Origin of the sequence: Rhodococcus sp. RD6.2 (assembly GCF_001040705.1) — a bacterium.
Classification (GTDB): Bacteria; Actinomycetota; Actinomycetes; order Mycobacteriales; family Mycobacteriaceae; genus Rhodococcus_G.
In genome coordinates this window covers 334,827-359,436 of sequence record NZ_CVQP01000006.1, presented here as the reverse complement: position 1 = coordinate 359,436, position 24,610 = coordinate 334,827, and the positions used below count along the sequence as shown (strand labels likewise).

At 67.8% G+C, this 24,610-nt stretch carries 21 protein-coding genes; 6 read left to right on the top strand and 15 right to left on the bottom strand.

All coding sequences use genetic code 11. The features are described from left to right. From era to RHCRD62_RS11850, 5 genes are all read right to left on the bottom strand, one after another. Positions 1–918, bottom strand: a complete 918-nt coding sequence (gene era, locus RHCRD62_RS11870; protein ID WP_050064897.1) for a GTPase Era — start codon at positions 916–918, stop codon at positions 1–3. Then, positions 915–2,258: a hemolysin family protein gene (locus tag RHCRD62_RS11865; protein ID WP_050064896.1), complete on the bottom strand. Its 1,344-nt coding sequence runs from the start codon at positions 2,256–2,258 to the stop codon at positions 915–917. Before RHCRD62_RS11865 ends, era begins: the two co-directional genes overlap by 4 nt. 34 nt (positions 2,259–2,292) lie before the next feature. Beyond that, positions 2,293–2,835 (bottom strand): rRNA maturation RNase YbeY, encoded by a 543-nt coding sequence (gene ybeY, locus RHCRD62_RS11860; protein WP_050064895.1) that lies wholly within the window; start codon positions 2,833–2,835, stop codon positions 2,293–2,295. Between the two features lie 103 nt (positions 2,836–2,938). Continuing rightward, positions 2,939–3,988: a PhoH family protein gene (locus RHCRD62_RS11855; RefSeq protein ID WP_050064894.1), complete on the bottom strand. Its 1,050-nt coding sequence runs from the start codon at positions 3,986–3,988 to the stop codon at positions 2,939–2,941. Positions 3,989–4,136: 148 nt separating this feature from the next. Beyond that, complete coding sequence (locus tag RHCRD62_RS11850; protein ID WP_253277310.1) at positions 4,137–4,871, bottom strand: TetR/AcrR family transcriptional regulator; 735 nt, start codon at positions 4,869–4,871, stop codon at positions 4,137–4,139. Between the two features lie 86 nt (positions 4,872–4,957). On the opposite strand from RHCRD62_RS11850, the gene RHCRD62_RS11845 reads away from it, so the two are divergent. Beyond that, the gene (locus RHCRD62_RS11845; protein WP_050064893.1) at positions 4,958–6,538 is read left to right on the top strand and encodes an MFS transporter; all 1,581 of its coding nucleotides are present in this window, start codon (positions 4,958–4,960) and stop codon (positions 6,536–6,538) included. 10 nt (positions 6,539–6,548) lie between these two features. On the opposite strand, the gene RHCRD62_RS11840 is transcribed toward RHCRD62_RS11845, so the two are convergent. Further along, positions 6,549–6,917, bottom strand: a complete 369-nt coding sequence (locus RHCRD62_RS11840; protein WP_050064892.1) for a SpoIIAA family protein — start codon at positions 6,915–6,917, stop codon at positions 6,549–6,551. Between the two features lie 80 nt (positions 6,918–6,997). Between RHCRD62_RS11840 and RHCRD62_RS11835 the strand changes: the two genes are divergently transcribed. Beyond that, on the top strand, positions 6,998–7,540 hold the full coding sequence (locus RHCRD62_RS11835; protein WP_172671051.1) for an AAA family ATPase: 543 nt from the start codon (positions 6,998–7,000) through the stop codon (positions 7,538–7,540). Positions 7,541–7,554: 14 nt separating this feature from the next. Here the strand turns inward: RHCRD62_RS11835 and RHCRD62_RS11830 are convergent, their stop codons facing one another. Continuing rightward, positions 7,555–10,749: a type I restriction endonuclease subunit R gene (locus tag RHCRD62_RS11830; RefSeq protein WP_050064891.1), complete on the bottom strand. Its 3,195-nt coding sequence runs from the start codon at positions 10,747–10,749 to the stop codon at positions 7,555–7,557. A gap of 363 nt (positions 10,750–11,112) precedes the next feature. Here RHCRD62_RS11830 and RHCRD62_RS11825 point away from each other — a divergent pair, with 363 nt between their 5' ends. From RHCRD62_RS11825 to RHCRD62_RS11815, 3 genes are all read left to right on the top strand, one after another. Continuing rightward, complete coding sequence (locus tag RHCRD62_RS11825; RefSeq protein ID WP_050064890.1) at positions 11,113–11,409, top strand: hypothetical protein; 297 nt, start codon at positions 11,113–11,115, stop codon at positions 11,407–11,409. A gap of 39 nt (positions 11,410–11,448) precedes the next feature. Next, on the top strand, positions 11,449–12,087 hold the full coding sequence (locus RHCRD62_RS11820) for a DUF4352 domain-containing protein (RefSeq protein ID WP_050064889.1): 639 nt from the start codon (positions 11,449–11,451) through the stop codon (positions 12,085–12,087). Between the two features lie 90 nt (positions 12,088–12,177). After that, on the top strand, positions 12,178–13,950 hold the full coding sequence (locus RHCRD62_RS11815) for an EndoU domain-containing protein (RefSeq protein ID WP_050064888.1): 1,773 nt from the start codon (positions 12,178–12,180) through the stop codon (positions 13,948–13,950). A 19-nt stretch (positions 13,951–13,969) separates the two neighbouring features. Here the strand turns inward: RHCRD62_RS11815 and RHCRD62_RS26390 are convergent, their stop codons facing one another. The 8 genes from RHCRD62_RS26390 to RHCRD62_RS11775 all read right to left on the bottom strand — a co-directional run bounded on the left by RHCRD62_RS26390 (position 13,970) and on the right by RHCRD62_RS11775 (position 23,520). Further along, on the bottom strand, positions 13,970–15,973 hold the full coding sequence (locus tag RHCRD62_RS26390) for an HNH endonuclease signature motif containing protein (protein WP_050064887.1): 2,004 nt from the start codon (positions 15,971–15,973) through the stop codon (positions 13,970–13,972). A 61-nt stretch (positions 15,974–16,034) separates the two neighbouring features. Beyond that, positions 16,035–16,628 carry a GreA/GreB family elongation factor gene (locus RHCRD62_RS11805; RefSeq protein WP_157050883.1) on the bottom strand — a complete coding sequence of 198 codons (594 nt, stop codon included), beginning with the start codon at positions 16,626–16,628 and terminating at the stop codon, positions 16,035–16,037. Continuing rightward, complete coding sequence (locus RHCRD62_RS11800) at positions 16,625–17,383, bottom strand: PASTA domain-containing protein (RefSeq protein ID WP_050064885.1); 759 nt, start codon at positions 17,381–17,383, stop codon at positions 16,625–16,627. The genes RHCRD62_RS11805 and RHCRD62_RS11800 overlap by 4 nt, the downstream gene beginning before the upstream one ends. A gap of 27 nt (positions 17,384–17,410) precedes the next feature. Then, positions 17,411–18,166 (bottom strand): hypothetical protein, encoded by a 756-nt coding sequence (locus RHCRD62_RS11795; protein ID WP_050064884.1) that lies wholly within the window; start codon positions 18,164–18,166, stop codon positions 17,411–17,413. A gap of 32 nt (positions 18,167–18,198) precedes the next feature. Further along, positions 18,199–18,672 carry a DUF6508 domain-containing protein gene (locus RHCRD62_RS11790; protein WP_050064883.1) on the bottom strand — a complete coding sequence of 158 codons (474 nt, stop codon included), beginning with the start codon at positions 18,670–18,672 and terminating at the stop codon, positions 18,199–18,201. After that, positions 18,669–19,799: a restriction endonuclease subunit S gene (locus RHCRD62_RS11785; RefSeq protein ID WP_216596630.1), complete on the bottom strand. Its 1,131-nt coding sequence runs from the start codon at positions 19,797–19,799 to the stop codon at positions 18,669–18,671. The genes RHCRD62_RS11790 and RHCRD62_RS11785 overlap by 4 nt, the downstream gene beginning before the upstream one ends. Next, on the bottom strand, positions 19,796–21,409 hold the full coding sequence (locus RHCRD62_RS11780; protein ID WP_050064882.1) for a type I restriction-modification system subunit M: 1,614 nt from the start codon (positions 21,407–21,409) through the stop codon (positions 19,796–19,798). The genes RHCRD62_RS11785 and RHCRD62_RS11780 overlap by 4 nt, the downstream gene beginning before the upstream one ends. 2 nt (positions 21,410–21,411) lie before the next feature. Beyond that, positions 21,412–23,520, bottom strand: coding sequence for a hypothetical protein (locus RHCRD62_RS11775; protein WP_050064881.1), 2,109 nt, complete (start codon positions 23,518–23,520; stop codon positions 21,412–21,414). A gap of 182 nt (positions 23,521–23,702) precedes the next feature. Between RHCRD62_RS11775 and RHCRD62_RS11770 the strand changes: the two genes are divergently transcribed. Beyond that, positions 23,703–24,548, top strand: a complete 846-nt coding sequence (locus RHCRD62_RS11770) for a ribonuclease H family protein (RefSeq protein WP_050064880.1) — start codon at positions 23,703–23,705, stop codon at positions 24,546–24,548. Positions 24,549–24,610 lie beyond the last annotated feature (62 nt).

Sequence of the window (24,610 nt, the reverse complement as noted above, 5' to 3'; positions counted from 1 at the left end):
TCAGAACCCCAGCCGCCCGAGCTGCTTCGGATCCCGCTGCCAGTCCTTGGCGACCTTGACGTGCAGTTCCAGGAAGATTCGCGTGCCGAGCAGCTTCTCGATCTGCAGGCGCGCCTTGGTGCCGACCTCGCGGAGCCGGGCACCGCCCTTGCCGATCACGATGCCCTTCTGGCTGGGCCGCTCGACGTACAGCAGGGCGTGCACGTCGAGCAGTTCGCCCTGCTTCTCGGTGCGACCCTCACGTTCGACGATCTCCTCGATGACGACGGCCAGCGAGTGCGGCAGTTCGTCCCCGAGCCCCTCGAGTGCGGCCTCGCGGATCAGCTCGGCCATGAGGGTTTCCTCGGGCTCGTCGGTGAGCTCGCCGTCCGGGTAGAACGCGGGCCCCTCCTCCATGTGCGAGGCGAGGACGTCGACGAGGACCTCGACCTGCTCCCCCGACGCCGCCGACACCGGAACCACGTCGGTCTCCGGCCCGAGGAGCTTCGAAACGGCGAGCAGTTGGGCGGCGAGTTGCTGCTTGCCGACCTTGTCGATCTTGGTGACGATGCCGATCAGCTTCGTGCGCGGCGCGACCTGCCGTACCTGCTCGAGGATCCAGCGGTCGCCGGGTCCGACCTTCTCGTCCGCGGGAATGCACAGGCAGATCGCGTCGACCTCGGAGTACGTGTCACGCACCAGGTCGTTGAGGCGCTGACCGAGAAGGGTGCGCGGCCGGTGCAGGCCGGGGGTGTCGACGAGGATCAGCTGAGTGTGTTCGCGGTGGACGATGCCGCGGATCGTGTGCCGCGTCGTCTGCGGCCGCGACGACGTGATGGCGATCTTGCTGCCGACGAGCGCGTTGGTCAGCGTCGACTTGCCGGTGTTCGGTCGGCCGACGAAACAGACGAAGCCGGAACGAAATTCGGTGGTGGTCATGCGGACTCCTGGGTCTCGTTCTCGTCGGTCTGTGGTGCACGCCAGGCGAGCACCGTGGTGATGCGGACTCGTCCGCGCATGTCGCTGCCGCCCTCGGCGCGCAGCACGATGCCGTCGGTCACGGCGTCGCGGCCGGAGGTGGAGGCGTCGCGGACGGCAACCATCACCTCGGACCCGGGCAGCGGGACGCGGCCGAGTTCGTAGCCGACGAGTCCGCCGACGGTGTCGACCTCGTCGCTGTCGATCTCGATGTCGAACAGTTCGGCGAGGTCCTCGAGCGGCAGCCGCGCGGAGAGCCGGTAGCGCCCGTCCTCGAGGTCCTCGACGGGCGGGATCTCGTCGGTGTCGTATTCGTCGGCGATCTCGCCGACGATCTCCTCGATCACGTCCTCGATGGTGACGAGCCCGGCGATGCCGCCGTATTCGTCGACGAGCAGCGCCATGTGGTTCCGGTCGCGCTGCATCTCCGCGAGCAGACTGTCGAGGGGCTTGGAGTCGGGCACGAACACAGCGGGGCGCATGACCTCGGCGACGGAGACACCGTGGCCGCCGTCCGTCGCGTGGTACGTCTTCTCCACCAGGTCCTTGAGGTAGACGACGCCGAGGACGTCGTCGACGTTCTCCCCGATCACCGGGATGCGGGAGTGCCCGCTGCGCACCGCGAGCGACGTGGCCTGGCCCGCGGACTTGTCGGCCTCGATCCACACCATCTCCGGCCGCGGGACCATCACCTCACGCGCGGGGGTGTCGCCGAGTTCGAAGACGGACTGGATCATCCGCCGCTCCTCGTCCGCGACGACGCCACGTTCCTGCGCGAGGTCGACGAGCTCCCGAAGCTCGATCTCGGACGCGAACGGACCGTTCCGGAAACCCTTGCCGGGTGTCAGCGCGTTGCCGATCAGGATCAGCAGGCGGCTGATCGGGCTGAGCAGGACACCGAGCGCCTGCACGGGCAACGCCCCGGCGAGGGCGATCGAGTAGGCGTGTTGCCTGCCGATGGTGCGCGGTCCGACGCCGATGGCGACGTAGTTGACCAGCACCATCACGACGGCGGTGATCCCGAGCGCCCAGCCGGTCGAGAGCATCGTGAGCAGCCCGGCGGCGAGGAGCACGGTTGCGCTGATCTCCGACGCGATGCGAAGCAGGACCGTCAGATTCACGTACCGCGGCCGGTCCTCGACGATGGCGAGCAACCGCTGCGCGCCGGGACGTTCGTCCTTCGCCATCTCCTCGACACGAGCGGGCGAGACCGTGTTCAGCGCCGAGTCGAGTGCGGCGAACACGCCACCGAGCAACGCGAGCAGGACAGCGGACAGGATGAGCAGGACGGCACCGCTCACTGGCGACCGCTCACCGCTCGGACCGAGTCGGGGTTCACGGCTCGGGCCGGTCTACGAACCCGGTCTTGCCGAGCAGCCTGCTGTCGCGGGCGGCGAGTTCGGCGTCGCGTTCCTGACGCGCCACATCGTCGTACCACTCGGCGAGGAGGCTGTTCTGGAGGGCGAACATCTCCTTCTCCTCCTCGGGCTCCGCGTGGTCGTAGCCGAGCAGGTGCAGGACACCGTGGACGGTCAGCAACGCGAGCTCGTGCGCCGTGGAATGGCCCGCCTTCGCGGCCTGGTCGGCGGCGAACGCCGGGCAGAGCACGATGTCGCCGAGCATCGCCGGGCCGGGTTCGGGTGCGTCGGGCCTGCCACCCGGTTCCAGCTCGTCCATCGGGAACGACATCACGTCGGTGGGTCCGGGGAGGTCCATCCACCGCATGTGGAGGTCCGCCATGGTGTCCAGGTCGACGAGCACCATCGACAGCTCGGCCGCCGGGTGCACGTCCATCTGGGAGATCGCGAACCGGGCGACGCTGACGAGCTCCGCCTCGGAGACGTCCATCCCGGACTCGTTGGATACCTCGATGCTCATCTGTGCCGTTCTCCTCGGGGCCGTTCTGCGCGGGTCGCGTCCGCTGGGTGACCGGCGACCGCGCGGGGATTCAACTGTAGTGCGGGGTGGTGCCGAATCCCGGTCACCGACGCCCCGGGCGACCGCCGGCAGCGCGGCGCTGCGCCCGGTTGCCCAGTGCAACGTCGTCGACCCGCTCGGACTCGAACCGGTCGTAGGCGTCGACGATGTCGGAGACGAGCCGGTGCCGGACGACATCGGCACTGGTCAGTTCGGCGAAGTGGATGTCGTCGATTTCGGTGAGGATCTCGGCCGCGGCGCGCAACCCGGAGCGCTGCCCGCCGGGCAGGTCCACCTGGGTGACGTCGCCGGTGACGACGATCTTCGACCCGAACCCGAGGCGGGTCAGGAACATCTTCATCTGCTCGGCCGTGGTGTTCTGCGCCTCGTCCAGGATGATGAACGCGTCGTTCAACGTCCGGCCACGCATGTACGCCAGGGGCGCGACCTCGATGACGCCCGCCTGCATGAGCTTCGGGATCGCTTCGGGATCCATCATGTCGTGCAGCGCGTCGTGCAGCGGCCGAAGGTAGGGGTCGATCTTCTCGTGCAGGGTGCCCGGCAGGAAGCCGAGCCGCTCGCCCGCCTCGACGGCCGGTCGCGTGAGGATGATCCGGCTGACGTTCTTCGACTGCAACGCCTGCACGGCCTTCGCCATCGCCAGATACGTCTTGCCGGTGCCTGCGGGACCGATGCCGAACACGATGGTGTTGGCGTCGATCGCGTCGACGTACCGCTTCTGGTTCACGGTCTTCGGGCGAATCGTCTTGCCGCGCCTGGACAGAATGTCGAGGCTGAGCACCTCGGCGGGCGATTCGCCTGCACCGTCGGTCATCATCGAGATGCTGCGCCGCACCGCGTCGGGTGTGAGCGCCTGACTCTTGCCGACCAACGTGACGAGTTCACTCACCACCCGCTCCGCGAGGGCGACGTCTGAGGCGACGCCGGTGAAGGTGACGGTGTTGCCGCGCACGTGGATGTCGGCGTCGAGGGCACGTTCGAGTGCCTTGAGGTTCTCGTCGGTGGAGCCGAGCAGAGGCAACATCGCTTCGGGCGAGATCTCCATGCTCGATCGGACGGAGCGCTGCGCGGGGCGCTGCTGCGCGTCGACCATCCGCGCCGAGGAATCGGACCGGGAGACGGGGGACGACGTCCCACCCATGCTGTCTGCGCTCACGTGGTAGCTATGGCCTGCTTTCCTGATCCGACGACGGTGACGTAATGCAGTCTATCTCGCACGACGACGGCTTCCCACCGAGTAATCAGCGCCGCCCGGCTGGCGCCTCGGTCCTCGTCCGCAGCAGGTCCCACGCCTCGGCGACCACCTCGGCGGCCCGGTCGGGCGGAACCCCGAGCAGGACGAGCGATGCGAGGGCGAACGAATCGCCGTCGTCGGCGATCGCTCCGTTGTTCGCCTCCTCGAACAGCGCAAGGGTGACGGCCTCGGTCATCGCGACGAGCACCGGGGCGGGCAGGTAGGTGGAGAAGAGGCCGTCGGCCTGCCCGCGTTCGACGAGGGCGACGCTCGGCGCACGGGCCGGCTCGATGAGGTCGCGGATGCGCTTCTCCCCCAGTTCTGCGCGCGCGAAGGTGAGCAGCACCCGGAACCGGTCACCGATGGGCCAGCTCAGCAGGGCGAGCATCGCGGTCGAGACGTCGGGACGGTCGGGCAGGGTCGGCAACGCTTCGAGCACCGAGAGCAGCGCGGACGACGCCTCGTCGACGAGACCTTCGATCAGCGCGTCGCGGCTGGGGAAATGCCCGTAGACGGTTCGCCGGACCACTCCTGCCGCACGCGCGACGTCGTCCATGCTGGCGTCGGGATTGCCTGCGAACTCGGCGATCGCGGCCTCGATGATCCGGGACCGGTTCGCACGGGCCTGACTACGCCGCGGCCTGACCGGTTCGTTGTCCACGCCTGCACCGCCTTCCACCTCCGCAGTGTTCCACGCGTGCCGAACCGAACCGACCTTCCACGCGCCCGTGATTCGCAACACAGCCATATTGCACACTCGTGTGCAAGGAAAGTAACTTGCACATCAGTGTGCAATCAGCGTCGAGAACCCGAGGAACGGAGCCCGACATGACCCTTCTCTCCACCAGACCGGTCACCGACGACCGGTCGCCGTACCGCCTGCGGTGGGCGGCGCTCGGCGTGCTGTGCCTGGCCCTGCTTATCGTCGTCATGGCCAACACGGCGCTGATCGTCGCGGCACCCGACATGACCCGGGATCTCGCGCTCACCAGTTCGCAGTTGCAGTGGGTGATCGACGGCTACACCGTCCCCTACGCCGCATTGATGTTGCTGTTCGGCGTCGTCGGCGACCGCTACAGCCGCCGCGGCGCGCTCCTCGCAGGCCTGTTCGTGTTCGGAGCGGGCGCGGTGTTCGGCAGCCTCGCGGACACCACGACCGCTGTCGTGGCCGCCCGGATGGTCATGGGCGTCGGCGCGGCGGTCATCATGCCCGCGACCCTGTCGCTCCTGGTCGCGACATTCCCGCGCGCCGAGCGTTCCCGCGCGATCGCGGCGTGGGCGGCCACCGCTGGTCTCGCGATCGCGTTCGGGCCTCTGCTCGCCGGCTGGATCCTCGAATCCCATTCGTGGAACGCCACTTTCCTCATCAACGTCCCGATCGCCGCCGCCGCGGCCGTCGGCGCCCTGATCCTGGTACCCCCGTCGCGGGCCGCCGAGTCCCGCCGCATCGACTGGATCGGCGGCCTGCTGTCCGTGGTCGCGATCGGCGCCCTGGTCTACTCGATCATCAACGGCTTCCACTTCGGGTGGAGCACGGGTCCGATCGCCGCGGCTGCCCTCGCGACCGTCGCCACCGCGGCGTTCGTCGTGTGGGAACTGCGGCACCCGCATCCGCTGCTCGACATCCGGCGTCTCTCCGACCGGACCATAGGCGGCGCGGCGGTGGCGGTGCTGCTGCTGTTCCTCGCCGCGTTCGCCGCGATCTACTTCATCGCCCAGCAGTTCCAGTTCGTCCTCGGCTACGGCCCGCTCGAAACCGGTGTCCGACTGCTACCACTGGCCGGCGCCGTCTCCCTCGGTGCCCTGACCAGTGGACGGATCGCGCCCCGTCTCGGCGTGCGCGGCACCGTGGTCGCCGGCATGCTCCTCGCCGCGACAGGCATCCTCCTGATGACGGCGGCCGATTCCGACTCCGGATACCCGATCTTCGCCGCCGCGCTCGCACTGCTGGGTCTGGGTATCGGTCTCGCCGAACCGCCCGCCACCGACGCGATCATGGACAGGTTTCCCGAAGACGACCTCGGCGCCGCGGGCGGGCTCAACGACACCGCCATCGAGCTCGGCGGCTCCCTCGGCATCGCCATCCTCGGATCGGTCCTCGCCTCGCGGTACCAGGAGTCGATCGCCGGATTCCTCGACGCCGCACCGCTACCGAAGCTGACCGGCGACATGGCGGCGCAGGCGGACTACGCGATGGAGGTCTCCCGCGAATCCGTCGGCGGCGCAACCCTCGTCGCGCAGGAGATGGCCACGAATCCGTTCGCCTCGTCGTACGCGGAACCCCTGCGCGAGGCCGCGGGCAGCGCGTTCGCCGACGCCATCGGGCAGGCCAGCCTCGTCGGCGGACTGGCACTGGTGGTCGGGGCGTTCGTGGTCGCGGTGATCCTCCCCGGCCGGGCCCGGACCTGACGGGCGCAGGTCAGCCGCCCGCGGCCCACTCGATCGCATCGGCCTCGCGGGCGGTCGAGAACACCCGCAGTTCGCCGGGGAACAGGAACGCGAAAAGGTGCACGGCTTCACCGAGCCCGGTGTGATCGGTGACCAGGGCAAGGCGCCCCCAGATGTTGCGCGGGACACCGATCAGCTGGGTGTCCTGCCACATCGCCCCGAGTGAGTACCGGTCGAATCCGTCGCCGAGGACGTAGACGAGGTTGACACGATCGTGCGTGGAGACGGCCTCCTCGATCGCGGGGTCGAGCACGGTGCGGTAGTCCTCGGAGGTCACCACCCCGAGACCGCGGTAGCCGAGGGTGCCTGCCGGGAGTCCGTCGATCTTCTCGATGGTCATGGCCCGACTCTCGTACACATCCGGCGAGCGTGCCCGGAGGCACGCCGACGACCGCTGCGCGAGCTGACACACTGGCCGACATGTTCGCACTGCTGCTGACAGGACCACCCGGGGCGGGAAAGACCTCGGTCCTCACCGAACTGCACGACGGCCTCGGCGACGCCGGCATCGCCAACGCACTGATCGAACTCGACGAACTCGAGCGCTGCTACCCGCCGCTCGACACCCGGCGCGTGCTCCGGCACGCGGCAATGCTTGCCCGCTCCTACCGCGAGGCGGGCCACACTCTCCTGCTCGTCACCGCGACGGTCGAGGACGACGCCTACGGCCGGGCGGTGTCGGCGGCGCTCGGCGCCGACCACCACCTGACCGTGCGCCTGGACGCCGAACCCGAGACCGTGCGACGCCGAGTGCTCGACCGGGAGCCCGAAACCTGGTCGGGGCGGCAGGAACTCGCTGACCATGCGCACAAGCTCGCCACCACCATGCGCGGGCTCACGGTCGTGGACCTGGTCTTGAGCACCGAGGGCACGGACCCGGCGGACGTTGCAGCGCGACTGGAAGCCGTGTTGCGCGACCATCCGGCGGCACCGCTCGTCGGGGTGAACGAACTCGCCGGGTGACAGAACGCAGTAGTTCACTCCGCCAGGTCGGGGGCGATCATCTCCATCTGTTCGAGGACGAGTTTGATCGCGGCGGGCTGCTGGTCCGGCGGGTAGCCGTGCCGCACCAGCAGCCTCTTGATCTGTGATCGCAGCTTAGCCTTGACGTCGTCGCGCTGCTTCCAGTCGGTCTTGACGTCTCGACGCATCACGGCGACGAGGTCGCGGGCGATGTCGGCGAGCTTGCCCTCCCCCTGTTGCTCGACGGCGGACGGGTTCTGGCTGACCGCGTCGTAGAAGGCGAGTTCGTTCTCGTCGAGCGGTGGGTCGAACCGCTTGCCGCGCTCGGCCTCCCGTGCCACTTCCTGGGCCATCTCGACCATCGCCGCGATGACCTCGGAGGAGGTGAGCTGACTGTTGGTGTATTTGCGCATCAGCTCCTGCAGCCGTTCCGAGAACGCTCGCTGTCGGACGACGTTGTGCCTCGCCGCCTTTCGGGACTCCTCGTTGACGAGTTTGCGGAGCGCCTCGATCGCAAGGTTCGGGTTGCGGGCCTGCTGGGTGCGGGTGATGAACTCGACGTTGATGTCGGACAGCGACGGCTTCGGCATGCCCGCGGCGTCGTAGATGTCGAGGACGTCGCCGGACTCGACGGACGCCGCCATCAGGGTGCGCAACGCCCGCTCGACGTCCTCGGGGACGACCTGCCCGCGCGCGGCACGGTCTTCTGCGTCGAACTTGGCCATGTAGACGCGGACCTCTTCGAAAAACTGCGCGTCCGATACCTGCTCGCGCAGCTCGTCCCTGCTGCCGCAGATCGCCCAAACCCGGGAGAGCTGGGACGAGAACTTCCGGTAGCGGGCGGCGAGCGTTTCCTCTCTCTCCCCCACCTGGTTCTCCGGGTGCCGCGGGTCGCGCAGGTAGTCGACGGCGCCGAGCGCAGCCCGGACGTAAGCTTTTCGATCGGCCTCGAGGCGCTTCGCCCGCCAGTCGAACCCGTGCAGAAGGTTGCCGAGCTTGGTGAGGAGGTTCTTCGCGGTGTCGATCGCCGTGTCGATGTCACGACCGAGAGGCTTGCTCTGCTTGTCGGATTCGGTGTACTCGGCGAGCGCAGCCGCGAGGTTGTCGGCGACAGGCGCGTACGCGACGAGGAGCCCGTCCTGCTTGCCGCGGAACGTCCGGTTGACGCGCGCGAGCGCCTGCATGAGCAGCGCACCCTTGAGCGGCCGGTCCAGGTACATCGTGTGCAGCGGCGGCGCGTCGAAACCGGTGAGCATCATGTCCTTGACGATGACCAGTTCGAGTTCGTCGTCGATGTCCTTGAGACGCTTCTTGATCGCCGCGTTCGCCGAGTCGCGCCGGACGTGGTCGCTGACCGGCGGCTGGTCGGACGCGTCGCCCGAGTAGACGACCTTGATCCGGCCCTTGTCGAGGTCGTCGGAGTGCCAGTCGGGACGCAACGCCACGATCCGCGAGTACAGGTTGGCGCAGATCTCCCGGGTGCCACCGACGATCATGGCCTTGCCGGGGGCCGTCGGGTTGCCTGCCGAGCCGACGAACTCGCTCATCGCCTTGCGCCTGGTCTCCCAGTGTTCGACGAGGTCGCGGGCGAGTTGGTCGAGGCGGGCGGGCGCGCCGTAGACGGCGTTGACGACGGCGACGTTGCGTTCGATCCGATCGCGTTCGGTGTCGTCGAGGCCGACGGTCACCTCGTCCGCCGTCGCGTCGAGGTCGGATTCGGTGACGCCGTCCGCGAATGCGACCTTGACGAGCCTGCTCTCGAAGTAGACAGGGACCGTGGCACCGTCCTCGACGGCGCGGGTCAGGTCGTAGACATCGATGTAGTCGCCGAACACGTCGCGTGTGTTGCGATCCTCGAAGGACACGGGGGTACCGGTGAACGCGATCAGCGCCGCGTGCGGCAACGCGTCACGCAGGTGTCGCGCGTACCCGTCGAGGTTGTCGTAGTGACTGCGGTGCGCCTCGTCGACGACGACCACGACGTTCCGCCGGTTCGACAACAGCGGGTGGCTGGCGCCGGAGTCCTTCTCCTCCTTCGTCCTTCCGAACTTCTGGAGGGTGGTGAAGTAGATGCCTCCGGTGGTGCGGCCGGACAGTTCGGAGCGCAGTTCCTCGCGTCGACGGATCTGCCGCGGCTGCTCCGGCAGCAGCTGGGAACGCAGGAACGTCTCGTACAGCTGGCCGTCCAGTTCGTTGCGGTCGGTGATGACGACGATCGTCGGGTTCGCGAGCTTGGGGTGCCGAATCACCTGGGCGGCATACAGTTCCATCTCCATCGACTTGCCGGAGCCCTGGGTGTGCCAGACGACCCCGGCCTTGCCGTTGGACTCGACGGCGTGCACGGTCGACGCGACCGCCTTCGTGACCGCGAAGTACTGGTGTGGTTTGGCGATCCGCTTGACGAGGCCGGTGTCGCCCTTGTCGAACGCGGTGAAGTTGCGCAGGAGCTGCAGGAATCGTTCCTGGTTGTAGAGGCCGAACATCGCGACGTCGAGCGCTGTGGCCGAGGTGCCGGCGACGGGGGTGCCGTCGTCGTCGACGTTCCACGGCGAGAAGTGGTTGTACGCGGTGAACGGCGTGCCGTACTTGGCGGTGATCCCGTCCGACACGAGCGTGAACACGGCGAAGCGGAACGCGAGCGGGAACTCGGCGACATAGGTGGTCAGCTGCGCGTGCGCCTCGACCAATCCGGCGTGCTCACTGCCCGCACGCTTGAGCTCGACGATCCCGACCGGCATCCCGTTGAGGTACAGCACGACGTCGAACCTGCGGTGGCGGTCGCCGCGCATCACGGTGACCTGGTTGACGGCGAGCCAGTCGTTGTCGTCGGGTTCGGTGGACACCAACCTGATCGTGGGCGTCACCTCGGCGCCGCTGTCGTCGATGTAGGTGACCTTGCGAAGCCCCTCGGTCAGGTAGCCGTGCATGGTGTGGTTCTCGGCGAGCGCGTCGAGCGATCCTGCGGTCGCGACGATCGCCGCTGCCTGGTCGACGACGTGCGGCGGTAGCGCCGGGTTGAGGACGGCGATCGCGGCGCGCAGCCGCGGAACGATGAGGAGGTCGTCCCAGCTGGCACGCTGACCGGTGTCGGGTGCGATCTCCGTACCGTGCAGCGGCTTCCAGCCGAGCTCACCGAGCGTCTCCAGTGCGAGATGCTCCCAGTCGGCCTCGGTCAGGCCACGGTCCGCCATACCGGCTCCCTCACTCATGGTGATCAATGTAGATGGGCGTGCCGATGATCGACGTCGCCGACATCCCAGGGTAGGTAGCGCGGCCCACTCTCGAGCCTCCTCGATTGATAACCCTCCTTATCGCTCCGCCAGTCGATCGAATCCCAACCCGCCGGACACGATTGCGGCACATCGCCTCGAGTCAGGAGTTGCAGTGAACGAGCGAGCGGAAGCTCCGGGGTCCGACCCCGACCTCGACCCACCCCGGCACCGGCTGTCACGGACGGCCGTTGCGGCACGCGTCGCGCTCGCGTCGTCGGATGTGTTGTCCTCGCCGGGATTGCGTTCGCGGTCGACTACGGCAATCGACCCGGGACGCGACCGTTCGAGCTGTCCGGTCAGGTGTCCGCCGCCGGCCCGAACACGACGTCGGAGCAACCCGCCGGCTTCGGCTGCGCCGGCACCGACCGGGTGACGCCCGGCGCGGAGGTCACCGTCCGCGACAGCGCGGGTTCCACTCTCGCCGTCAGCCGACTCGACTCCAGCACGGTCCTCGGCGGCGGATGCACGTTCACGTTCTCGGTGGCAGGTGTCCCTCGTGGTCACGACCACTACCAGGTGACGGTCGGACGCCTCGGCGGCGTCACCGTCAGCGCGGAGCAGGCCGAAGCCGGCGTGCTCCTCCTCGTCGCGGCCTGATCTCGGTCGTCGACTTCACTTCACAGAAAGGTCATACCCATGTCCGCACCTCAGGGCCCCGACCAGTCCTTTCCCCAGCAGTTCGGCGGCACCCCGCCAGCGCCGAAGAAGGCCAAGAAATGGCCGTGGGTGCTCGGCGCAATCGTCGCGGTGTTCGTGATCGCAGGTGTCGCAGGCGGCGGGGACAAGGACACTCCCGCACCGGCCACACCTGCCGCCGCACCCGCCGCAGGCGGCGCCGCACCCGCCGCCCCGGCAGTCGAGGAGCAGGACGCGCCTGCACCCGGCATCGGAAGTGCGGTGCGCGACGGCAAGTTCGAGTTCACCGTCACGAACGTGGAGTCCGGGCTCACCTCGCTGGGCGACAACCCGTACCTGGCGGAGGAGGCGCAGGGCCAGTTCGTCGTTGTCACGATGACCGTCCTGAACACGTCCGGGGAGCCGAAGGGCGTGAGCCCCAGTGACCAGAAGATGTTCGACGCGCAGGGCCGCGAGTTCAAGGCCGACACGGCGGCAGCGTTGAACCTCGACACCGACGTCGCGTTTTGGGACGAGATCAACCCCGGCAACACGGTGACGCTGAAGGTCGTCTACGACATGCCCACGGGAGCGGTCCCCGCATCCATGGAACTCCACGACTCCATGTTCTCCGGTGGCACCGAGGTGAATCTCGGGTAATCCGGAACGTGGTGCGCCCGCTGGGGGGTGGGCGCACCACGGCCGTGTCCACTGCAGTCAGCTTTCAACTCCGAAAGAGGAATCTCGACAATGCCATCCAGAGACCAGCGGATCGCGCGTCTGCGATTCGACATCGGCGCCAGAACCGGCATCGTGCACACCACGGATCCCGCAACCCGGTTCATGTCCGGTTCGGTGCTGCCACCGAACGTGGACACCAACGATGCCCGCGGCGCCGAATCCGCCGCCGAATCCTGCGGTTACGCCGATATCGGAGCACTCCGGTGGCACCTGGCCGAACCGGCACCGGCGGGTACCGCGATCGTGTGGACCGGTGACGAAGCGCTCGTCGCGGCCGACGACCCCGAGTACGTCCACCACGTGATCGGTTTCCAGGCTCACTGGATCGACGGCCAGGACCCCCGCACTCATCGCCGAGTCCGGGTGCGGGACGTGCTGGCATTCGCTCTCGACGCGCTCGACCGGGAGAATTCTCTCGGCGGCGGCGCGAGCGCTCACGACCTGTGGCGGTTCTACCAATCGGATCCGGAGTCGAGACAGATCGAGCCGACCACGATCGGCCCCTATACGGGGTGGATGATCGAGTTCGACACTCGTGTTCGCGTGACACCTTTCGGCGACATCGACACTCGCAATCCCGACCGAGTCCAGTCCGTGGTCGATGCCGCCGGAACCGACGTGGCCGACTGGTGCGACGCGCACGACACCCTGCGCGGCACGTCCGCCGCGGCGTCCCAGGTCGCCGCGGCCGCGACCCGGGCGGAACTCGACAGTGACGCGGACCTGCTGTTCCTGGCGGAACTGTTCCTGGACATGATTCTGTGGGCGGCCGAGGAGACCGTGATCCGTGGTCCTCGTGACGCGCGGATCGACTCCCTGGGTACCGAGGCGACAGCTGCCACCGACCCGGCTTGGTCGGTGCGAGTCACCCCGGACGGTGCGCCGCAGGTCTTTTTCGGTGTCGGCCCGGAGGGCTTCGCCATCGCCTGTCAGGGTGGTCGCGGACTCCCCGGCATTCGGCCGCCCGAGTATCGGATCACGGTGCCGCGGGACGAGATCGATGCCCTGTGCCGGCGACTCGGCGCACCGGAGCGGGCACATCCGCTTCCGGTGCTGAGCCTGTTCGCCGACGAGATCCTCGCGGGCGACCCGATCGCATGGCTCACCGCGCGTGGCGTCGAACGGTTCTCCGAGGAGCGGCCGGACGACACCGGAGTCGATCGGAAGGAGGTGCTCGATTCGTTCGCGCGCCGACTGTTTCGACCGACCGGTGGAGGCCACGGGTCCGGCGTTGGGTTCCCCGGCACCGCGGAGTTCCCGGCAACGTGGTCCGAGGCGGCTGTCATGGCCGCGATCGAGGCTACCGTGAACGAACCCGAGTCTCGGATTCCGATCGGCCGCACGGTCTTCGACGAGCGCGTGATCGACGAGGTTCGGGTCGCTGCGGTGTGGCGCCGGTCAGCGGACAGTCCCCCACGAATGGTCACGGCCTATCCGATGTCCGGCCCTGGCGTCGTGACCAACCCGGATCCGAGCGACCGTCCTGTAGACCTCGCCACCGACACGGCTCGCCTGCTCGCGGATTTCCTCGTCGGTGCAGGTGTCGATGCCCGGCTCGCGCGGTCCGCTGCCTATTCGGGTGAGCCGTACGAGGCGGTGCTGGCCGGGATGTGGATGGCACTCGATCATCCGGCAACCCTGTCGCGTGAGCTGATGAATGCGATCGCGGAGTTGGTGTACGACGAGTGGTTCGCAGAGGAGGACGGCGACGAGGTGTTCGAGGTCTACACCGCGCTGGTGGATCGAGATCATCCGGACAACGACTGGGGTCCGAGGGGATAGTCGCGGGCGGCCCACCTGGTCAGAACGGCGGCGGTTCGTCGTCCCCGGAAGTCGGGTTGTCGATGTCGCGGAGGACGATGGTGTGTGCGGGATCGATGACCGCGAGCGACCGCGGAGTGACATCGAGGATGTATTTGAGGTCGTCCTCGACGCCACGGCCCCGTGGTTGCCCGAACACGCGGGCGAGGGTGTCCGGTTCGGTGAGCGTCAGCCCGAGGGCCGCCGCGATTTCAGCGTCGGTGCCGGTGTCACCCACCGCGGAAGTGTCGGGCGGGCTTTCACCTTCCCCGAGAGACTCTGTATCGCCGGTAGGTGGTGGTGTTTCAGGTAATCCGGCACACGGGTCTCCGGGCGGCATGGACTCCCCACTGAACTCACCTGCCGGTTCGGTGATGACGAGTTCGCCAGTGGGGGTTGTCCATTCGAGACGACCGCCTCCCAGTTGCCGCACCTTCCAGAGTCCGGCCGTCTTGAGGCGGTGATGCCGTCGGCAGAGGCACGCCAGATTCTGTTCGACGGTCCACCCACCAGCTTCGGGTTGTGCGTGGTCGAACGGGACGGTGTGGTCGAGGTCGCAGGCGATTGCGCGCACGGTGCAGCCGGGGAATCGGCAGTTCCCGTCTCGGGCGCGCACGATCTCCGCCAATCGGTCCGACGGGCGGTAGGTGAGTTGTTCGCGTCGATGCCTGCTCCGTGCCCGTATCGCCGCAGGCGTGATGCCCGCCGCGGCCAGTGCGTGGCCGAGGCCGAGGATCGTTCCGTGGGCGCGAGTCTCGATTCGCCGCCCCGACAGCCACGCCTCGTCGGAGATGCTGTCGGGCGCGGCTTCCGCATGGACACCGCGGCCGGTGTGTCCACACAGGGCGTCGAGCAGTGCCTCCCGGTCTGTGTCGGTGAGGGTCAGGACCTTCCGCCAAGTGCCGTCGGCGGCGATGCTCCGGGCGAGGTCCGCATCTATCCAGCCGTGTCCCGCGAGGTAACCGGGGTGATCGTCGAGGCCGAGCAGCGTGGTCACATTCACGCCGACGTGGACGGTCGCCGGAGGCAGCGGCGGCAGGTGCCAGCCACCGTGACTGCGCGACGCGCTACGGTCGGCCGCGTCGCGGTGTCCGGCTCCTGTCGCGGCGAAGGGTTCCGCGGCCGGTTCGGTCGACGACGACGCGGGCACGGCACGCTCAGGATCACGCGGCGCCGGCGTCGTGGGCGACGGCGCCTGGTCGTCGGCGTGGGCTCCGTTCTCGGCTGCATCGACACGCGCTGCGCGCGGGCAGTCGGCGCGTCCGCACAGGCACCGCAGCCGACCGGAGCCGTCGGCCAGCGCGACGAGCGCATCGGCGCGACGCTGTGCGAATGCTCGCGGGTCGCCGCCGCACACCTCGAAGCACATCTTCCGCAGTCGCATCGCAACGACCTGCCCGGCAGGCCCGGGCAGCGTGCCGTCCACCGAGCAGGTGCCGTCGTCGTTCGCGCGGAATCGTACGTCGCGGTCGATCTCTCCCTGCTCTCGTCGTGCTTTCGCGCCTGCGGGATCGTGGCGTGCGATGAGCCGGCGAGCGGTACGGCGGATCATCGTCGTCGTGGCACCCTTGATTCCGTCGAGGAGGAGGCGTTCGACCATCTCGACCTTGTCCGCGGACACATTGGCCATCGCATCGGAAATGGCCTGCGCGCGAGCCTGATCGATCCGGCCGGTGGCGAACGCCTCGGACGTGGCGTGCAGCCGCCACCGCAGGTCGAGTCCGAGGCCGATCCACCGACGTGCCACTGGCTCCGTCACGGTCAGCATGATCCCGACTTCGGCGTGCGCGAACTCCCCCTGGAATGCCTCGTTGCAGCCGCGCCGGGCATCGTCGGCGCAGCGCGCCAGGTACACCGATACCACGGCGTCGACTTCGAGGAACTGCGCCCGCGCAATCCCGGCATGACGCTCGCGAAGCAGACCTGTCCACTCCGACTCGGGGACGCCTGACAGCACGCCGGGAGCCTCGGCCCCCACCTGCTGCGACTCCTCCGACTCGAACATACGTTCTATAGTACATACGTTCGATCAGTCGCACCAGGGTTCGAACGTCAAGGTGTGCGACTCAGGCGATCAGGCCGACGATCGTCACCACTCGCTCCCTGCCCCGCACGGAGTACGTGATCGTGGCGTTGCGCCGGCGACCGAGCAGCGCGGCGCCGAGCGGCGTATCCAGCGGACACGGCTCGATAGCCGCGTCATGACTACGCTCGCCCACGATCATGCGAACCGGCCGACCGTCGCCGAACTGCAGGGAGACGATCGACCCTTCCCTGACCTTGAACAGCGGCCTGTAGGTCGGCATCGCCGTGTGCCGCAGGAGGTCCCGAAGCTCCTCGATCCGCGCCGCATTGTCGTTGCGGGCCTTCATCGCGAGTCGCGAACCTTCGCTCTCCGCAGGGTCGAATCCACATCGCTCGTCGTTGATCTTCGCGGACACCACGGCGCGACGGCTGCGGCACGAAGCGAGCTCGGTCTCCCAGCGTGCGCGTTGAGCGTTGATCTGCTTGTTCACGACGTGCCGAGCTCGTAGTCCGGACGGGATGGATCCCACGTCGCGCAGCCGGTCCGCGACCGTCCTCGGAAATCTCTTCATCATGGGCACCCGCTGGGGGACCGTGCTCGTTCGACGCGTGCGGGCAGCGGAACTGTTGGTCATGAGCAGTCTCCGGGTTCGCCGATCTTGACGACAGAAAGGACGGCTTCACCCTCGTCGACGGTGGCACCGGCGGCAGGTGTCTGACCGACGACCACCCAGTTGCTGTCGAGTACCTGATTACGGCTCTTGCCGGTCGCGTCCTGGCTGCGGGAGTAGAAGACACCGGCAACCTGAATGGCATCCTGCGCGTCCTGCAGGTTCATGCACGTCACGTACGGCATGACAGCGGGCTCGGCCTGCGCGGCTGCCGCGACGGGTGCCGCGGTGTCCGGTGCGGCAGCCTGCGCGACGGGAGGCGCCTGCGGCGCCGGGGTCGCGACCTTGGAGGCAGGCGAGACGGGCGCGGTGGTCGTTGTCTCCGTACCGGATTCCGCATCGAGTCCGTCACTGATGTCGCCCACGATCCCGATCACCACGAACAGTGCGGCGACCGCCGAGGCGATCAACACGCCGCGGCGCACCGGCCGCTTCTCCGGTGCGGGCGGCGGCGGGGCGAACGCGGACGGATCGCCCGCCATGAACGCCTCGTGCCCCGCCTGGGCACGTGCGGCGAGCGCATCGTTGGCGGCCTTCTGCCGGGCGAGGTATTCGCGAATCGGCTTGCCGACAGCGAGATAGCCGAGCCCCGCCGCAAACGCGAGAAGCACGAGCGCCTCCCCGAACAGTCCGTTCACGAGATCGACGAACACCAGCCACAGGCAGACTGCGGCAAAGAACCCCGCGACAACGCGGAGGTAGGGGGCAAAGGGTTTCACATTGGGCTCCTGTATTCGTGGCAGCCGTCAAACGGCTGCAGTGGTGCTGAAGTAGCCGATCGCGCGATCCGACACCTCGCGCAGTACTTCCGGTGCGAGTCCCGCGAATTCCGCCATCTCGTTCAGTGCGGGTATCCACCGACCCATCAGCAGGTCGTGCAGCCGAATCGGGAACTGTGCCCGCTTCTCGTTCTTCGTGAGGCCAGGCGGCAGGTGACACAGCGCGATCATCTGCAGCGAGGACGACTTCGTCGACGCGAAGTAGAGCCAGTACGGGAACTCCCGGCCCAACTGCTGGATGTACGTGCGTACCTCGGGGATCTCGGACAGTTCGGCAGGGTGCGTGTCGTACCCGCTGATCCGGAGATCGAGCACGCCCTGCCGGCTACGGGCGCGGGCAGGCGACTCGAGCAGCATCGTCAGCAGGCCGAGTACCGGTCCTGTGCTGCATGCCGCGACCTCGTCCGGTGTCACCACCACCGTCAGGAGGTCCGGGTCGGCCTCCGGTTTCGGCAGCGCTGCCAGGACCTCCGCTGCCGCAGTCGACCACCGAGACGCGATGGCAGTCGCATCCGCCATCGACTCGTTCTCGAACGGCACCTGCTCCCCGAAGTCCCGCAGCGCACCGAGTTGCGCCTCGATCCACGCCGCCCCCAGACCGTCCGAATGGGTCGTGCGCGCCTGCTGAAGCTGATGGCCGACCCTATCGAGGTAATGCGACATCACCTCGAACACCGCCATGGTGTCCATCGCCAGCAGTCGGTCCCGCAGATCCTGATCCATGTTCTCCCCCTGTACTCCGAATTCACCTGGTATTACATGCCAGCCGCCTCGCCGCCCTCCGGCGCGAAGTCCAGCAAGCGCTCCATCAGCCGTGGCATCCTGCCGTCCCCGAACACTTGCGCCAGCGATCCCTCACTGAACCGGTCCCCGCGGATCAGTGCCGTGAACAGCCCAACAGTCTGTTCCCACGTCAGCGTCGCCGCGTCAAAGGGCTGGCTGTTGATCAGCTGGCGGCCCTCTTCCCAGTCAGGCCACGCGAACGGAACGACAAGCTTCAGGTCGTAGGCCAACGGCAGCAGCTCCATGATCAACGGGCCCACAGCGGTGTAACCCATTACGAGAGCACCGTCTTCTCGACGCTTCGGCGGCACGCGCTCCGCAAACGGCCCGTTATGAGCGTTGATCCGATTCGTGAAATCGCGCAGCCTCGCCCAGTCGCTCGACGTGAGCGACGCTCGCGCCACATCCGCCAACTCGACAAGCTCGCGCGTGACCTCCTGCGTCACAAGACCTCCTCCACCTCGTGCTCCGCATCACGGACACGAAGCTCACCCGACATCAGGCGCGGGAGGAGAGTGTCGCGGAGGGTTGCGAGGTTGCCGTTCTCAGCGATATGCGCGACTGAGGTTGCCGTCAGAGCTGCTAGCTTCCCCGACACCTCTGCTTCACGCTCGCGGGCAACGAATCGCAGGCGAAGCTTCCCGAGCTGGTCTCGCGACAGTTCGGTCTGCCCGGTACTTCCTTCGCCCATCATTTCGATCATCGGCTCCACATGGAGTACAGCGAACCCAGCACATACGGGATCTACGCGGTCCGAGCCGAACCGCACAATCGACACGTGCGAATCCACAGTCGCATCAAGGTCCGATACCCAGCGGGCGACCCGACCAAGTGTGCCAGCACCAGTTGAGTTCACCAGCACATCGTTCGCTCGAAGACGTTTGGCAGCAGGAACCTTGGTTTGCAATGTGCGCCGAGCGGGCCCAAGGTTCACCCGCTGATCACGCACACACTTCTGGTTCAACACGAGCAACTCGGTCTCGTCCTCGGTGTACTTCGGCGCCACTCCTCGCGTGATGAGCTCCGCTACCTCGCGCAACTCGACTTCAACGCTTCCCTGTGCCGCGGCATCTCGAAACAGCGACGAAGCAAGCTGATCGGCCGTCTCCACCAGCTTCCGGTTCGCGGCGATCTTGTCGTCGAGGGCGCCGAGGACTTCGGCGATGGCACGCTGCTCGCTCAGCGGCGGCACCGCCACTTTGAGTTTCGCAATATAGTTCCGATTGAGCATCGGTTGCACACTGCCCGAGTCAAATCCGCTCAGATCCATCGACTCGAACAAGTGAAATACGAAGCGCGGGCTGTTTCCATGAAAGTCAGCCGCATACAAGGTTGTGTTCAATGGCCAAAAGTCGCCTTCCGACCAAGTCGGAACGCCCAGATTGGTTGCTCTGCCGACAACGAGTCCAGGACCTTTGATAGGGCCCTCGTCATGCCATCCGGCGGTCACTCCAGCCGACAGCACAGGGAACGGCCCTTCGCGCCTGCTGTGAGTAGGCAAATCGAACCCACGCCGAAGCTCGACGACCTCGTCGAGCGTCTGCGTCCGCCACAGTTCAGGAAGCACCGTCACAGCACCCTCCCCAACTGCTCGCGCACGACCTTCTGGAGCCGCTCGGATTCGTCGAACTGCGCATAGAGTTCGCCGGTGAGCCTGGCGAGCTTCTCGTCGATGGGTTCGCCGTCGTCTTCTATGGGGGCGGCGCCGACGTAGCGGCCCGGGGTCAGTGCGTAGTCGGCTTCCTTGATTTCCGCGAGGGTAGCCGAGTAGCAGAATCCGGGCTCGTCCTCGTACGCTGCGCCGGCAGCGGATTCCGTTCCGCGCCAAGCGTGGACGGTGCCTGCGATCTTGGCGATGTCATCGTCGGAGAGGGCGCGCTCGGCTCGGTCCACCATGTAGCCGAGGTTTCTCGCGTCGATGAATAGCACCTGACCCTGGCGGTCGATGCTGCCCTTCGGTCCGATTCCCTTGTCCTTCGCGAGGAACCACACGCACACCGGGATGCCGGTGGAGCGGAACAGCTGTGTCGGGAGGGCGACCATGCAGGACACCAGATCGGCCTCGACCAGCTGCGCGCGGATGTCGCCCTCACCGCCGGAGTTCGACGACATCGAGCCGTTGGCCATGACGATGCCGGCGCTGCCTCGTTCGGCGAGCTTCGAGACGATGTGCTGGATCCACGCGTAGTTCGCGTTGCCGATCGGCGGGACGCCGTACTTCCAGCGCTTGTCGTCCTCCTTGCGCGTCCAGTCCTTGATGTTGAAGGGCGGATTCGCGAGGACGTAGTCGGCGAGCAGATCGGGGTGCTTGTCCTGCGCGAACGTGTCCTCCCAGCGGTCACCGAGATTGCCGGTGACGCCGTGGATCGCGAGGTTCATCTTCGCCATCTGCCAGGTGCGCTGGTTCAGTTCCTGACCGTAGACAGCAGCGTCCGTGGCGTTGCCGCCGTGGTGCTCGATGAACTTCTCCGTCTGCACGAACATGCCGCCCGAACCACATGCCGGGTCGTAGACGCGGCCACCGAACGGTTCGAGGACCTCGACCAACACCCGCACCACGCCTGCGGGCGTGTAGAACTCGCCACCCCGCTTGCCTTCGGCGCGCGCAAACTTCTCCAGGAAATACTCGTACACCTCGCCGAGCAGGTCCCGCGCCTTCCGCGCACCCTCGCCGGTGAAGCGGGTGTCGCCGAGGAGGTCGACGAGTTCACCGAGGCGGCGCTGGTCGACACTGTCGCTGTTGAAGATCGTCGGCAGGGTGCCGCGCAGGCTCTCATTGGCGTCCATCAGATGCCGCATCGCACCGTCGATCAGTTCCCCGACCGTCCGGCCTGCAGTGCCCGGCGCTTCGGCGATGCCCTTGGCATTAGTCGACAGGAAGTCCCAGCGAGCGGTGTCCGGAACCCAGAACACGCCGCCCGCGCGGTATTCGTCCTCGTCGTCGATCAGCTGCGCGATCTGGTTCTCGTCCAGTCCCTCCGCCACCAACTCCGCACGGATCTGCTCGCGGCGCTCCGCGAACGCATCCGACACGTACTTGAGGAACACCAGTCCGAGGATCACGTCCTTGTACTGGGACGCATCCATGGAGCCGCGCAGCTTGTCCGCGGCCTTCCACAGCGTGTCCTTGAGTTCCTTCATCGTCGACGGTGCCGTGACCGCGACTTTCTTCTTGGGTGGCATCCTCAGCCTCTCTCCGGTTCCAACACAGCGCTATCCGGTTCCAACACAGTCTCCTCGGTGACGACCAGCGCTCCTCGGCCCACCCCGTCGACGACGGTGTCGGTGAGTCGGTCGATCGTCGCGATCAGGTCCGCGGCCGCCTGCCTGCGGCGGCGCAGGTCCGCCAGCATCGCCGTCACCGCGGGCACACGGGCCGCGTCGATGCGGGGAATCTCCCACCCGCGCCACGGTTTCCCCCGCCGCACCGCTCCCGGTGCGCGGTCGCCGATGCCCGCCGACTTCAGGTGCCCGGCGATCAACTCCGGGACCAGGCCGGATGCGGACGGATCGGTGATCCGCATGATCCGGGCCGGCGCGAGCACCACCGACGACCCCTCGACGTCGACGAGCACCCCGAATTCCGGGCTGGTGCAGAACACGATGTCGCCCGGCTCGGTGTAGCGGCCGTTCGGGTTCTTCGTCGTGAACTGCAGGCGGTCGATCACCCGCGCCCCCAATGCCGTCCGGCCGAGAACCTCGTCCGGTCCGATCACCCGCACCGCACCCGCGGCGTGGTTCGCGCCTACCGCCGCGAGGTCCGCGGGGTCGATCCGGTTGCCCGGCACCACGGCGAGCTCCCGCCGACTCGCCAGCTCGCCTGCCGACTCCGCCGGCGCCTGATCGGCGGAACGGTACTCGACCGGCACCATCAGGTGCGGATCCATCCGGCGCGCACCCTCGCGGTATTCCCCCACCAGGTGCAGCACCCGACCGGCCGCTTCAGCACCGGAGTGACGCGGCCGTGGTGGGCGGTGCGGGCGCGGCGGCAGCAGCGACCCCGACGCGAGCAACGAGGACGTCCTGTACACCCCGCCGACACGAAAGGAATGGGCTTCCAACGACTTCCTGGACCCCAACGCGGCCAGGACGTCCGAGAGCACCGACTCGGTCACGAAATCGTCGAGCTCGACGCCACCGAGGTCCGCGACCACCGTCCACCGCTCCCTGGGCTTCACCGAGGCGTCGCCGGAGCCCAGTACCCACAGCGCCGTCGACAGTCCGGGCCGCGACACCCGCAGCCCCTCCGGCAGGCGCACCACCGCACGCACCCGACTCGTCCGCAGTAGGGCCGACCGGGTCGACTCGGCGTCCCGGTCCGCCAGAGGGTCGACAAGTGCGCTCGCCGGCCCGACGATCACCGCGGACTGACCCTCCCGCATCTGCAGTGCGAGGTCGTCGATCGTGGAGAGGATCTGCCCGTCCGACAGGGTCGGTGCCGCGGGCGAGGGGAACTGCATCAGGAACGTGGCCGGGCCGGGCACACCGTCTCCGTCGTCACCGGTGGCAGGACGCAGACTCCAGCGGTGCACGACGAGCCTGCGGCGCGCGAGCCGCGACGCCCTGGTGTCGGCCCAGCCAGCGATCGCGACCGCGTCCGTGTACTCGGGCAGCACGTCCCGCAACGTCACGAGCAGGTCGCTGCCGTCGACGGACGGATCGACGAACACCGCACCCTCGTCACCGGTTACCGCCACCGCGATCCGCGCCGCCAACTCGAGGGCAGCGGGACGAAGGGCGACGTCGCTCAGGTCCCGCAGACCGAGCCGGAAGCGTTGCCGCATCACCGTTTCGAACGCTTCGGCAGCTGAGTAGGCAGCATCGGCCATGGTGTCGACGTGCCTGCCCAGGAGTTCGGCCTCGTCGCCGAGGCGTTCGACCTCACGGAAGAGGAAGCGATCGTCCGGGTCGAGGCCGTCGACTTCGTCGAGCAGATCCTCGGCATCGAGTTCGGACAGCTGGATGCCGAGGAGAACCTTGACGCACAGCAGCGCCGTCACGCCGTCGAGGACGGCATCGGACGGCAACGTCGACTCGTGACCGAGCACGGCGTGCAGCGCGAGATCCTCCGCGAGGGTGTCGCTGTTGCCCAGACCCCGGGACCTGATCCACTGCACCACCTCGTCGGCGGCGTAGTGGTCGACCCGGGCGCGTGTGACGACCGGGAGCGGGAACGGGTGCGAGGACTCGCGGTAGCGGTTGATCCACATCGTCACCACCGGCCGGCGCACCTTGGCGAGATCGGCGATGGCGGGCTTCGACAACAACAGAGGTGACGCGGCCTGGCTGCTCATGCGTGTCGTACCCCTTCCCTACCGTGTCGAGCGTCCGCTCTCACGGATGCTGCTCGAAGGTAGCGCATCCGACCAACAGCAATCTCTGTCCGAGCGATAACCCCAGTTATCACTGATTGATGTGTTCACACTGCGCTTCGTCGGCGACTGTTGTTCCCACACCGGAACCGACAGGAGCAGCCATGACGATCGCAGTGATCCACACTCGCCACACCGCAGGCACCGAATCCGACCTGTCCCTGAGCGCGGCAACGATTCACGACGGCACGGCCCTCGACACCCGCGTGTTCACGACTCCGGGCGGCGAGGACCATCATCGTCTGGCCTCCGTGCTCGACGCCGTCGAGTATGTCCACGAGTACGCCGCAGGCGCCGAGGCCCCGATGCCGTTGTATGTCAGCGACTCCCGCGTTCGCAGCGAACTTCAGGCCGTGGCCGGCTCGTTCGCGGCACTCGACCTCGTCGGGACACCGAGAGGACGGATGCCCGCACTCCTGCTGACCGCGGCCGATGCAATGTCGCAGCACGTCAGCGACCTCGCCGCCGCCGCAGCGGCAGCCGCTGGACCGCTCCCCGAACTCGTCGTTGCCACGGACGCGTCCAAGTGCAGCAGGCGGCGCGGCGTCGGCGTGGCGTGTGTGCGGGCGGACGGCGTCCGCAGGCAGAAGGTGGTGGCCGATGCGGACTCGGTCCTGGTCGGCGAACTGCTCGCCATCGACCTCGCCGTGTCCAGCTTCCGGAACCATCCGCTGCACGTCCTCACCGACAGCCGCGCGGCACTCGCCTGCCTGGGCAGCGGCTACCCCAACCGCGGTCGCGTGGCCAAGACCGTCGACCACATCCGCTACCTGAGCCGGGGCAGGCGCGTGCGGTTCTCGTGGGTTCGAGGACATGCCGGCCACCCCCTCAACGAGGCGGCGCATCGTCTCGCCGTCGCGGCCCGCCGCGGCCACGAGGCGCACATCGATCCCGACGTCCGCGAGGCCGTCGCCGACAACATCGTCGCCCCGCTGCGCGCAGCGGTCTAGCGATCGAAAACCGGCTCGGCGCACTCCTGCGCTGGGGCGTTCACTCACCACCACTGGAGGTT